The organism is Photobacterium sp. MCCC 1A19761 (genome assembly GCF_037389125.1).
In the GTDB taxonomy this organism is placed as follows: Bacteria; Pseudomonadota; Gammaproteobacteria; order Enterobacterales; family Vibrionaceae; genus Photobacterium.
Genome location: NZ_JAZGTF010000019.1, coordinates 31,744 through 44,773, shown reverse-complemented (window position 1 = coordinate 44,773; position 13,030 = coordinate 31,744). Strand labels below are relative to the sequence as shown.

The window sequence follows — 13,030 nt, the reverse complement described above, 5'->3', positions numbered from 1 at the left end:
TTGTGCTGAAAAACTGGCGTCAGGTTTATTTTAAACTAGACCCTTTGATGATCCCCATCGTGATACCGGTCAGAATTCAAATAGGTTTTTATCACGAACCAACTCACGCGGCAGGCCGTTTTTAATGCGGTTGCCAACCCATTTGCCGATGCCAATCGGGTAGTCACGATAGGTGATAATCACTTCCCCTTGGCCACTTAAGTTTTCCGGGCGGATATCCCGACCCATGAACCATTCTTTCGCTTGCGGTGCTGTAAGCTCGGTTGCCACGGATTCACGACCGCTTGCCAGGGTCATGATCGCTTCATGTTGCCAGCGGTAGCCTTTCTTATGCTGCTCGGCGAGTTTTACACCGATCCGCTGAAATCGAATTTCACTGAGCAGTGCGCGCAGGTTGGCCGGAAACAGCCAGACTTCTTTGTCTCGAAGCCAAATCTCACTTCCTGCCGGGATTGCAATATCCAGATCCGCTTTCAGGCTGGCGGTAATTTGCGCCTGCTCTTGTTCACCGGCAAGGCTAAATGGAAATTTCCCGAGTCGCTTTTTCACTTTTGGGGATTCTACGGATTGATGTTTACGGATCCGGGCAACAAAAAAACCTTCACTGTCGAACACCTGAGGGTAAACATGCAGGAATCCCTCTTCCGTCAGGACTTGCTCGGCGCCAGGGAACAGATTGCCCAGAGGCTCAAATGTGACCGCGTCACCAAAAGTTTCTTTCAGATAATGGCAGACTTGCTGATTTTCCTGCAAGTTCAGGGTACAGGTCGAGTAGACCATAACACCACCTGGTTTTAAGGCCTGAAAACCACTGACGATGAGATCGCGTTGGACGCTTGCGATGTCTGCAACCGATGCCAGGCTCCAGTTCGCCATGGCATCTTCGTCCTTACGAATCGCGCCTTCACCGGAGCAGGGCGCATCGAGCAAAATGGAGTCAAAAGACTCCGGCGCCCAGCCGCCAAAGACACAGCCATCGAAATGGGTCAGGGCTGTATTGTACACACCACAGCGTTGCAAGTTGGCGTGCAGCACTTTGATCCGGCTGGCTGCCAGTTCATTGGCAACCAGCGCGCCCCGGTTTTCCATGGCGCAGGCGATTTGGGTTGTTTTAGAGCCGGGGGCAGAAGCCATATCAAGGACGCAGTCCAAGCGATCATTGTCTTTGAGCAGGGCGGTCACCGGCATCATCGAACTGGCTTCCTGAATATAGAACAGCCCGGCCATATGCTCGGCCGTGTTGCCAAGCGACACGCTGTCTTCGTCTTCACGCTCAATCCAGAAGCCGGTTTCACACCAGGGAACAGGGGTCAGCGTCCAGTCTTTGTCTGCAACCCGCGCCAGGAAATCAGCCACACTGATCTTCAGGGTGTTAACCCGGATGCTGCGGCGGAGCGGGGTTTTACAACAGGCGATGAACTCATCCATGCTCAGGTGCTCTGGCATGATTTGGCGGATCTGCTCAAGGTAAGCTTCAGGAAGGTGGATGTTCGGATGCAAGGGAATGTCTCAGTTAACTAGCTTGGGGCGTGAGTCTATACCAAAGTCGGTGAATAATCGATTCTCAGCGGGGACTCACACGAAAAAAGGAGCGCGGGTGCGCTCCTTTGACTCCTTTGACTCCTTTGACTCTTATGGCTGGGATGTCATGTTTCAGTGACGGGGAATGGCAGTGCGCCACTCTCGCCATTGCGGCTTGGCTTGCCGGTGCAGCAGGAAATGAGATTCTGGTTCGGCAATCGGTGATAAAGGCTGTTGCTCCGGTGTTGCGAAAGCAATCCCGCCGCGAAGCAGGCTATCGACCGTGCCGCTTTCCACATTGGCACCGGTCAGGCCGATGGTGACATCCAGTCCGGAAACATTCCAGAACACGCTGTCGGTGCGAACCAGGTGACTGTAGGACTCCTCAACCTGGGCTTCAATAATGACGCGATCGGCAAGCTCACCCAGCGACACATTGACGACTTGACCCACTTGCATATCGCGATACAGCAGTGGCGTCCCTTCGCTGACGGAGCCGCGCTCTTCACTTTCGAGGATCACTGTCAAACCGGTTTTGGCCAGTTCTGTTTTCCCCAGTGTGAAGGTCTGAGAATAACTGCCGGTGCCGGGCTCAACGGCAATGTAGCTACTGAGCAGAGAGTCGAGGTTCTTGGTGCCGGACAGGCTGATCTTCGGTGTGACCAGCCAGAAATGGCTATCGGCTTTGGCAAGCTGTCCGGCATATTGCGGGAACAGACGCGCCTGAATGCTGACATTTCCGGACTTGAAGTTCGGAATAATTTCCAGCACTTTACCGACGTTGACGCCCTGATAACGAATGTCGCTATTGACGGAAACGGCTTTGGCATCACTCGCGGTCAGGGTAATGGTCAGGCCGAAGTTTTTCGCATCTTTCAGGCTTGGATAAAGCTTGAAGCGATGTGCGGTTTTGTTCGCGATGCCCGGCAGGGTGTCAAACGCAATACCACCTTTGACCAGTGTGGCCAGAGGATCGGCCTTGATATTGAAGCCCCCGATCCCGGCTTCAACTTCCACGCCGGAACGATTCCAGAACACAGTTTCGCCATTAATGAGGTGACGGTACTTATTCTTGATCGCCAGGCTGACCGTGACACCGTCATGGGTCAGGGCGTAGTCTTTAACTTCGCCCACCGGCAGATTGCGATACAGCACCGGGCTTCCGGCTGAAACCGGCGGCAGCTCGTCAGCAAACAGGGTAAAGGTCGACTGACCTTGCTGCTGCTCGGCCGCCAGGGTCGCCAGCTGTTTACTCTCGTAAAGCGGGTAGTGGGTCAGGATCTTACGGCTGCCGCTGCTGGTAAAGCTGATACTTTGACTAATCAGTTGATCGGCCGGCGGCACATTCACATTTAGTCCCTGGGCGCTGATGGTGGCATCAATTCCGCCGTCTAGATAGAAGCGGCTGGCTGAGCGAACCAGCGCAGTGTGCTCCGGCAGCACAACCACATCAAACCGTACCCGGTTGCTTTCCAGCGTGACACTTTTAACCCGGCCGACTTCCAGGCCCCGGTGTTTCAACAGGGTGCCGCGTTTCACGCCATGACTGTGATCGGCGTACAGGGCGAAGGTCGCGATACCGGGTTGTTGCTCCAGCAGTTGATCCTGGGTGATGGCAACAAAACGTCGCGCGTCTTCGCCGTTACCGGGGATCAGGGTCAGGAAGTTCCCCCGGATCAGGTTGCCGATATTCTTGACGCCGGTGAGAGAGACTTCGGCTTCTTCCAGCAGGATCCGTGAGCCGGTGGTCAGGAGCTCGCTCATACTCGGTTCGATGGCCGCATGCGCCACAACTTTCTGGCGCTGCTTATCAAGACGCAGATCGGAGATCTTGCCGATCTCCAGGCCGCGGTAAATGATTGGCGCGCCGTTGGCACTAACGTTGTTGTTGTCCGGGAGCTCGATGGTGATCGCGATCCCGCGCCCGGCAGTATTCAAATCCGGATACAGGCGGAACTGTTTTCCGGGGGGAATGGCCACACCTTCATCCGGCGAGTCAAAGGCAATTGCGCCGCCGATCATGGCCGACAAACTTTCAAACTGTACATCAATGCCGTTGAAACCGACATTGGCGCTCATACCACTGACATTCCAGAAGCGGCTTTTATTGGTCACCAACTCAGCATATTGCGGCTTGATCAACAGGTCGATCAGGACGCGCTTTTTACTCTCACTCAGGGTGTAGTTATACACTTCACCCACCGGGATTTGCTTGTACATGACCTGAGAGCCGATGTTCACCGACCCAAGGCTCGGCGCGCGGAGCTGGATTTTCAGCCCTTCGCCCAGCGTCAGGTCGGAAGGCTGGGTATCCAGGGCCGTAAACTCATAGGCACTGTCTCCCTGACCGGGTTGCATGGCAATGTAGTTGCCCGACACCAGCGCATCCAGCCCGGAAATACCGGTAATCGAGGCTTTGGGTTTCACCAGCCAGAACTGGGTGCCTTCTTTCAAGGTTTTGACGGCTTCCGGATAGATGTCGGCTTCGACATAAATGCTTTTCAGATCTTTCGACAGAACGACATCGCGGATCATACCGACTTCAAGGCCCTGGTAGCGAATGGTCGTGCGACCGGCAGTCAGGCCCGCCGCATCACTGAAGTGGATCTTAATTCGTTGGCCGGCTTCATTGACCGCTTTGTAGACCAGCCATCCGGCTAAAACGAGTGCGAGCAGAGGGAGAATCCAAAGAGGAGAGATGCCGCGATCTCGTTTAATGTTTACAGGTTCTGGTTCTTGGTTATCGAGTCTGTCGTTCATAATTGTTCCATATCAGACGAGAATCCAGGCTTTCAGCAGCCAGCATGGTAAGTACAACCACAACCCCGAAGGCAATCGCGCCCGGGCCGGGTGTAAAATCGAGGAGTTGGTCACGGTCAATCAGGGTGACCATAATTGAAATCACAAACAAATCAATCATTGACCATTTGCCAATCCATTGAATAATCCGGAAGATCACCATCCGGTGCAGGTGGTTGACCCGGCGTTTGAACTGGATGGCCAGCAGCAGAAACGCCAGGCCGAGAATTTTGGCAACGGGCACCACGATACTGGCGATGAAAATGATCGCCGCGATGCCGCCCATGCCGTTTTTCACCAGTGATGCAACGCCGGAAAAAATGGTATCTTCGACCCGCTTCCCGTTATTGAGAAAAATGGAAATCGGATACAGGTTGGCCGGAAAAATAAAAATCGTGGCTGCGATCAAGTACGCCCAGGTCTTCTGAATCGAGTGAGGTATCCGGTGATACAGCGGTGCCGTGCAGCGAATACAGTGATCGCCCTGAGCCTGGGTTAAATGACAGCTATGGCACTGGGCTTTCAGCTCGTCATCATTATGTTCGCCTTCCGGTTGCCAGGCTTCCCAATAGCGATGGACGCTGACCCGGGTGATCAGTAATGACATCAGGATTTGCAGAATGATCAACGAGTAGAGGCCCGGGCCGACATAGATGTCGGCATAATCCTGCACTTTAAAGCAGGAGATCGCCAGGCCGACCAGGAAAACATCAAACATTGCCCAGTTGCGCAGGTGCTCGATCGTGAGTACCGAGAGACGGAACAAAGAAAATCGCCGCCATTTCAGGCCAGCCTGAGCGCCGAGTACCGAGAGGCTGACCAGTAGCGGGGCGATGCTGCTGCAAAACAGGATGAGCAAGGCGACAATAGGAAAGTCGGCTGCCAGGGTAAAGGTGCCTGACGGCAGCGTTGCCGGGATCATCACGCCGAACAGGCGGATCGTAATGAGCGGTAATACATGCGCGGGAATGAACAGGATCAGACACGCCAGGGCAATAGCCAGCTCACTGTTAAATCGTGAAGTGCCGCCTCGGTATAATCGGGTATTGCAGCGAGGGCAATAGGCACTTTGTCCTTGTTGAGCGACTTGCGGCATGATGGCTAAATCGCATCCGGGACATCGTCTTGCCAGTGACATGGTGGTTTAATCCTTTACTATGCAAATAAATAGCGGCTCAAGGGCCGCTATTATCAATTATGAACACTATATTATTTTACATTCACTCTGGCTACAGCCCCTTGTGGTTCGACTCGAGCTTCTGTGGCTGAGTTCGCATGGGGTTCTGATGACTGAATGGAACCATACAGGGTCTGGTATAACCCGGTTTCATTCACGAGCTCAGCGTGCGTACCCGACTGGCTGACTTGGCCGTCTTCAAGCACATAGATTAAATCAGCTTGCTTAACCGCAGATAAACGGTGAGCAACAATCAGTGTGGTTCGGTCGGCCAGAAACTCATTCAGGGCTTTATGTAAGGCAGCTTCTGTCGCGGTATCGAGCGCTGACGTTGCCTCATCCAGGATCACAAAGTCCGGATTGGCCAGGATCATCCGGGCGATTGCCAGACGTTGCCGCTGACCGCCGGAAAGGCGGATCCCCTGACGGCCAATCTCGGTATCCAGGCCTTTGGTGAGCCGTTCGGTGACGTCCATCATCTGGGCAATGTCCAAGGCTTGCCAGAGCTGTTCATCATTAAAGTGCGCACCCATGCAGAGGTTGTTGCGCAGAGTGTCGTTGAACAGCACCGGGTGCTGTAACACCACCGCCATTTTTTCCCGCAGCGCTTCGTAGCTGACGTCTTCAACCGGAGCGCCGTTAATCAGGATATCGCCGCTGTCTTTTTGATAAATCCCCAGCAGAAGCTGGATTAACGTTGACTTCCCGCCACCGGAGGAGCCAACCAGCGCGATCCGTTTTCCGGCCGGGATCGACAGGTTCAGGCCACGAAGTACTTCTTTATCTTCATCGTAGGCAAAGCGCAGATTACGGACATCGATTTGCAGACTTTCCCCGGCTCTGAACGGATTGACGGTTGCAACCGGGCGGACTTCTTCTTCCAGCGCAATCAGGCCATTGAGTCGCTGCATGGCGGCTGAGGCACCGTACCAGGCAAACTGAATGCCGAGCAGCTCCTGAACCGGGCCAAGCATGAACCACAGGTAGCCGAACACGGCGAACATCTGGCCGATGGTCAGATCGGTGAACAGTACCATCACCATCGCCATGGCCCGGAACAGCTCAAAGCCGATCAGAAACAACAGGAATGAGATCCGGCCGGCGGCTTCGGATTGCCAGGCATATTTGTCGGCGTCGTAGCGGATGTTATCAGCACTGGCTTTGAGTTGGGTCAGATATTCCCGCTCCCGGTTTGAGGCGCGTAACTGGTAGAGCCCATCCAGGGTTTCCACCAGGCGTTGCTGGAATTTCTCAAATGCCTGGTTTTCTTTTCGCTTGAGGGTTTTGACCCGGTTGCCCATTTTCTTGGAAGCATAAACCACGACCGGGTTAACCAGCAGAATGAACAGCCCCAACTGCCAGTTCAGCCACAGCAGGATCACCGCGGTGCCCACCACCGTGAGCAGGCCGACCAGAAAACGGCTCAGAGTGTCACCGACGAATTTATCGATGGTTTCCACGTCAGTGATCAGATGCGAGGTGATGCCGCCGCTGCCTTTTTCTTCATACTGGCGCATGCTGATCCGGCCGAGCTTATCGAGCAGGTGGCGGCGAATATTGAAGGTGATGTCTTTTGCAACCAGGGTAAACTGACGACTTTGTAAAATATTTAATGCCTGACTGCTGATCCGCATCAGCACGACAAACAACAGCACCAGGAAAATGTATGCGGTGGGCGTTTGTAGTGATTGAGGCAGGAAAAAGTTAAGGAACTCAATACCCTGAGCGGGCTTATCCAGCAAGATCTCGTCAACCATGAGCGGCATCAGCAGGGGGATGGGCACACTGATCAGTGTCGCCAGAACGGCGATGATATTGGCGGCAATGAGCCGTGGCCGATGATGTTTTGCTTGCGTTACCAGCCAAGACCAGTTAATCATTTGGTTTTCGTTGCCTTTCACAGTGATAATGATTCCTATTATTGCAAAGGGTTTTATTTTAGAGGCTAAGCAAGGAGTAAGCCATGGAAAATAAGTCAGCGTTTTACGAAAGACTCACGAAACAAGCGGTATCACTGATCGAAGGCGAGTCGGATTTGATTGCTAATATCTCTAATATTAGTGCGTTACTCTTTATGGAGTTAGAAGATATTAACTGGGCCGGCTTTTACTTTTTGAAAGGCGAACAGTTGGTGCTTGGTCCTTTCCAGGGCAATCCAGCCTGTGTGCGCATCCCGGTCGGGCGCGGCGTGTGCGGTACGGCGATCGCCGAGGACAAAGTGCAGCGCGTTGCGGATGTTCATCAGTTTGAAGGGCATATTGCCTGTGACGCGGCCAGTAATTCTGAGATCGTGATTCCGTTTCGTGTGAACGGCGAGTTATACGGTGTGCTGGATATTGATAGCCCAAGTTTGTCAAGATTTGACCAATCCGATGAGGATGGACTAGTGAGTTTTGTCAAGGAACTACAAAAAAGGCTCTAATTGAATGCTTACAGTGGTTTTTCAGTGCTAGGTAACTATAATAGCGAGACAATTTCTTTTTGATTAAAGTACAAAAGGCGAGTCTCACTCGCATTGTCAGGAAAGTCCATGGAAAACTCTGAAAAGCTAACGAACAGTAAAGAAGTGATTGCCTACATTGCTGAGCGTTTCCCAAAATGCTTTACCGTTGAAGGTGAAGCTAAGCCACTGAAAATTGGTATCTTCCAAGAATTGGCGGAACGTCTGAGCGAAGACCCGAAGGTGAGTAAGACTCAGCTGCGTACTGCGCTGCGTCAATACACTTCTTCCTGGCGTTACCTGCATGGTGTGAAAGCCGGCGCCAGTCGTGTTGATCTTGACGGCAACGAGTGTGGCGTATTGGAAGAAGAACACGTAGAACACGCGAAAAAAGCGCTCGAGGATAGCAAGGCTCGAGTTCGTGCTCGCCGTAAAGAGCAGGCAGAAGCGAAAGCGGCTGCTGGCAAAGAAGGTGAGGACAAGGCGAAAAAAATTCGCGCTAAATCGTCTAAACCTAAGAGCACCAAACAAAAAACGACTAAGCTAAATAAAAAGCCTGCAGAAACGACCCGTGCGTTGAATGCTGATGAAGTTATCGTAGGTAAGTCTGTCAGTGTCAACATGGGCACCGGAAACATGCCGGCGACTATCGTTGAAATTAATAAGGACGATGTTCGTGTACGTTTGACCAATGGACTGACCATGGTTGTAAAAGCGGAGCACCTTCGTTCGTAAAGGAGAATGCTCGACGTATGAAATGTCGATTCCGTTTCTCACTGATCGCTGCCGGCATGATGCTGGCAGCTTCAGCACAAGCCCTAGAGGCTAAATATTCGCTAAGTGATTTGCCGGCGCTGGTGCCTGAAAAGCAGCATGCCACGGCCAGTAAAAGGATAGCGTCGCGGTTCACTCGCTCGCATTACAGACAATTCAGCTTAGACGACCAGTTCTCGGCCAGCATTTTTGACCGTTATATCGAAATGTTGGACTTCAATAAAAGCTTCCTGACTGCTTCAGATATCAAGCAGTTTGAACAGTGGCAGTATCAGCTTGATGATCAGCTGAAACGTGGTGAAAACACGGCTGCTTTCGATATATTCAATCAGTCTCTTAAACGTCGATACGACCGTTATCAATACGCCCTGACACTGCTGGATCGGGAAATCACCTTCAATACTGATGAAGATTTCGTGATTGACCGTTCTAAGTTGCCATGGCCGAAAGATCGCAACGAACTCAACGAGATTTGGCGTAAGCGAGTCAAATATGATGCGCTGAATCTGAAACTGACCGGCAAGAAATGGCCGGAGATCAAAGAGACCCTCAGCAAACGCTACAACAATGCGCTGAAGCGTCTGACACAGACTCACAATGAAGATGTGTTCCAGATCTATATGAATGCGTTTGCCCGCGAAGTGGATCCGCATACCAGTTATCTGTCACCACGAAATGCTGAGCAGTTCCAGGCCGAGATGAACCTGTCTCTGGAAGGGATTGGCGCCGTGCTGCAAGTGGTGGATGACTATACGGTGATCCGCTCGCTGGTAGCTGGTGGACCGGCTTCCGACTCGAAACGTCTTTCTGCCGGGGATCGGATCATCGGCGTCGCGCAAGACGGCAAAGATATGGTCGATGTGGTTGGCTGGCGTCTGGATGATGTCGTCCAACTGATCAAAGGTCCGAAAGGCAGCAAAGTGAAGCTGCAGATCCTGCCGGAAGGGAGCAGCACCAAAAGTTACGATGTCACAATTGTACGCGACAAGATCCGTCTTGAAGATCGTGCAGTGAAATCCGAGGTGAAATTCTCGCAAGGGCGGAAGATCGGGGTGATTGAGATCCCAAGTTTCTACGTCGGCTTGTCGGAAGACACCAAGAAGGAGTTGGCGAAACTCAATGATCAGCAGGTTGACGGCATCGTGATTGACTTGCGGAATAATGGCGGTGGGGCACTGACAGAAGCGACAGCCCTTACGGGTCTGTTCATCAACAGTGGTCCGGTTGTCCAGGTCCGAGATAGCTATGGCCGGGTCAAGGTCAATGGCGACTCTGATGATCGGGTTTATTTCGATAATCCGCTGACGGTCTTGGTGAATCGCTATAGTGCCTCGGCTTCCGAGATTTTCGCTGCGGCGATGCAGGACTATGGTCGGGCTGTGGTTCTGGGTGAGCAATCGTTCGGGAAAGGCACAGTGCAGCAGCACCGTTCGCTGAATCATATTTATGATCTGTTTGATCAGCCGCTGGGTCATGTTCAGTACACGATTCAGAAGTTCTACCGTATTAACGGTGGCAGTACGCAGAACCTGGGGGTTGTCCCGGATGTGCCGTTCCCGTCTGCCGTTGATCCGTCAGAAACCGGTGAAAGTGTTGAAGACAATGCCTTGCCTTGGGATAGCATCAAACCGGCGCAGTACCAGAAAGTACATAACTTTTCCCCATTGTTGACGAACCTGGTGGCGAACCATGAAAAACGCATCAAGCGTGATTTGGAGTTCAGTTTTATCCAGGAAGATATCAAGCGTTATCAGCAGGAGAAAGACATCAATACGATTTCTCTGAATGAGAAGAAGCGGATTGCTGAGCAGGAGAAAGACGACGTTGAACGTCTGACTCGCCTGAACAAGCGTCAGAAAGCGATGGGCAAGAAGGTGTTCGCAACCTTGGATGATATTCCAAAAGATTACGAAGCGCCGGATGCTTACCTTGATGAAGCAGTCGCTATTACGGCCGATCTTATTAAGGTCTCCAGCTAAGACCACAAGCACTGTCATGGGTTGAAGCCCGCTTGTTGAAAGATTGAAACGGTACCGGATTCGGTACCGTTTTTTTATGCGCCGGTGGGGGCTGTATCTGCCTGGCGATGTTCGAGATGTTCGGTACCTGATTGTATTCACAGCAGGTTCTGGTGGCTGAGACTGTCTTAAGAATAAGATGGCCCTTCGAATTAGTGTGATATTGCTCATCATTTTTAGGCATAGCGCCCATTTGCCGACTAGGGTTTAAGAAGAACTTCATTTTGTTGTTGGGGTAGCGCTATGTTGAAGTCGACACTGATTGCCGTTGCTTTATTCTTGAGTTCACTATCGTATGCCGATGATTTAACAGAGTTTGATTACCCTTTGTTATTAGGGGACTGGTATTGGTTCAGCAGCACCGATGACGGAGTCAGTACCGACGGGGTCAGCTACCGGGCAATGAATATCAAGTTCAAGTCATCCTATCAGTTTGTGATCCGCCTCCTGCAAGTCGATGGTACGGTTGAAGCCTGGGAAGGGATTTACGATATCGATGAAAGTTCGGTTACCTTCCGGGCAAAAGGGCAGCCGGAACAACAACATAGTTATCTGCTCAGCTATAACCAGTTTGTTCTTGATGGTGCGCGGTTTACCAAGCTGGCACCGGAAAATTTGCCGGGCAACTGGCGCTCCTCACGAATTACAGGTCGGGATGTCGGTGACGGGGTCTCCGGGCTGGAGATTTCTCTGCGTCCGGATTTTCTGTTTTCGGCAAAAGTTTCCGGAGATGATGGCCGCAAGCGGGAGCACCAGGGGATCTACTTTATCGAAGACGATCGGATTGTGCTGATTTACGAAGACGGGCAGCATGACAGCCAGTTCCAGCTGGGGTCAAATACGCTGACGCTGACCAACAAGCAATTCGGAATGGAAGCGGTGATGGTTCGCGAATGACGTCGACTTCTGTTTGGGGCTACCCGGAGATCCGAGATGAAGCATAAAAAAGGCTTGCCCCGAGGCAAGCCTTTTTCATGAACAGGGGATGATAGTCCCTTAGCTGTTCGCCAGTTGAAACGCTTGGCGCAGCTGTGACAGATAGTCTTCATCCCGGCAAATACTCTTACCCGGCTCATCCGAAATCTTCGCAACCGGGCGGCCTTCACATTCGGTCAGCTTGATGACGATGTTCAGTGTATCCACGCCGGGCAGGTCACAAGTCAGCTGGGTGCCGATACCAAAGCTGATGTTAATGCGATGCGCAAATTGTTTGTAGATCTCCAGCGCTTTTCGCAAAGTCAGGCTGTCGGAGAAGACCAGCGTCTTGCTCTTCGGATCAATTCCCAGGGATTCATAGTGGCGGATGGCTTTTTCACCCCAGGCAATCGGGTCACCGCTGTCATGACGCAATCCGCTGAAACGCTCGGAGAGACGCAGATCGAAGTCACGCAGGAAGGCATCCATATTGATGCAGTCGGTCAGGGCGATGCCAAGTGAATCCGGGTATTCCTGCAACCAGCGGTTAAGTGCCAGCTGTTGGGAATCTGCCAGTTCCCCGGACAGCTGTTGGTGCGCCTGGAACCATTCATGTGCCTGGGTGCCGACAGGAGTAAGGCCGCGCGTATGCGCCAGGTGGTAGTTCGAGGTTCCCTTGAACTCCGGCACGTTCTCGCTGAGATAGTCGACAATCGCCTCTTGGACTTCTTTGGAGAAACGGCGCCGTGTTCCGAAGTCAACCAGGGCGAACTCACTTAAATCAGTGCCTTCTGCACGTTGATAGAAGTCCGCCAGCTTCAGCTTCAGTTGACGAATGGCATCTTGTGCCGAGGATTCCGGATAGCATTTTGACGAGCGAACTTCGCTGATGACTGCCAGCAAGGGGACTTCCCACAGGATGATATCAAGCCACTTACCCGTGATCATAATGCTCAGTTGGTCACCGGATGCGTCGATTTCGACCTGAGCACTGTTGAGTTTAAAAGTTTTCAGGTAGTCCAGATAGTCGGCTTGAAAGAACGGCAGCGTTGCCAGATAGGCCAGCTCATCTTCAGAAAAAGAAAGCTCCCCCAGTTTTTCGACCTGGGCTTGAATTTCACGGCAGTAAGGACGAAGGTCTTCTTGGCTACGGCAATGAAACTCTGCAGCCGCTTCAATATTAGGGTATTGATGAAAGATCGCTTGTTGCATATGCAATTTGTATGCATCAGTATCAAGCAGGGATTCGATTACCCCAGTGTGTCCTGTATGAGTCATAGCTAATGTAGTTGTCTATCGCAATCCGAGAATATTACATTGTTTTGAGTCTAATTTGACCGTAAGCATCGAAAATAGACTAAAAAAATAGGGACGTACCTTACGCCG

The 13,030-nt window shown here is 52.1% G+C and carries 9 protein-coding genes; 4 read left to right on the top strand and 5 right to left on the bottom strand.

Features of this window, described 5'->3' with window-relative positions; all coding sequences use genetic code 11:
- Nucleotides 1–69 precede the first annotated feature (69 nt).
- The 4 genes from rsmF to VV869_RS16600 form a co-directional block, all read right to left on the bottom strand.
- Entirely contained in the window at nucleotides 70–1,500 is a 1,431-nt protein-coding gene (rsmF, locus tag VV869_RS16615; RefSeq protein ID WP_337736041.1) for a 16S rRNA (cytosine(1407)-C(5))-methyltransferase RsmF, read from the bottom strand.
- 153 nt (nucleotides 1,501–1,653) lie between these two features.
- A complete protein-coding gene (locus tag VV869_RS16610; RefSeq protein ID WP_337736040.1) occupies nucleotides 1,654–4,281 on the bottom strand; it encodes a PqiB family protein in 2,628 nt (875 codons plus the stop codon).
- Nucleotides 4,262–5,458, bottom strand: coding sequence for a paraquat-inducible protein A (locus VV869_RS16605; protein WP_337736039.1), 1,197 nt, complete (start codon nucleotides 5,456–5,458; stop codon nucleotides 4,262–4,264). Before VV869_RS16605 ends, VV869_RS16610 begins: the two co-directional genes overlap by 20 nt.
- A 71-nt stretch (nucleotides 5,459–5,529) precedes the next feature.
- Nucleotides 5,530–7,377 (bottom strand): ABC transporter ATP-binding protein, encoded by a 1,848-nt coding sequence (locus VV869_RS16600; RefSeq protein ID WP_337736038.1) that lies wholly within the window; start codon nucleotides 7,375–7,377, stop codon nucleotides 5,530–5,532.
- An 83-nt stretch (nucleotides 7,378–7,460) separates the two neighbouring features.
- On the opposite strand from VV869_RS16600, the gene VV869_RS16595 reads away from it, so the two are divergent.
- The 4 genes from VV869_RS16595 (at nucleotide 7,461) to VV869_RS16580 (ending at nucleotide 11,626) form a co-directional block, all read left to right on the top strand.
- On the top strand, nucleotides 7,461–7,919 hold the full coding sequence (locus VV869_RS16595) for a GAF domain-containing protein (protein ID WP_337736037.1): 459 nt from the start codon (nucleotides 7,461–7,463) through the stop codon (nucleotides 7,917–7,919).
- Nucleotides 7,920–8,027: 108 nt separating this feature from the next.
- A complete protein-coding gene (proQ, locus tag VV869_RS16590; RefSeq protein ID WP_337736036.1) occupies nucleotides 8,028–8,672 on the top strand; it encodes an RNA chaperone ProQ in 645 nt (214 codons plus the stop codon).
- Nucleotides 8,673–8,689: 17 nt separating this feature from the next.
- A complete protein-coding gene (gene prc / locus VV869_RS16585) occupies nucleotides 8,690–10,690 on the top strand; it encodes a carboxy terminal-processing peptidase (protein WP_337736035.1) in 2,001 nt (666 codons plus the stop codon).
- Between the two features lie 282 nt (nucleotides 10,691–10,972).
- Nucleotides 10,973–11,626, top strand: a complete 654-nt coding sequence (locus VV869_RS16580) for a lipocalin family protein (protein WP_337736034.1) — start codon at nucleotides 10,973–10,975, stop codon at nucleotides 11,624–11,626.
- Nucleotides 11,627–11,725: 99 nt separating this feature from the next.
- Here VV869_RS16580 and pncB read toward each other — a convergent pair whose 3' ends face one another.
- Entirely contained in the window at nucleotides 11,726–12,922 is a 1,197-nt protein-coding gene (gene pncB, locus VV869_RS16575; RefSeq protein WP_337736033.1) for a nicotinate phosphoribosyltransferase, read from the bottom strand.
- Between the last annotated feature and the right edge of the window lie 108 nt (nucleotides 12,923–13,030).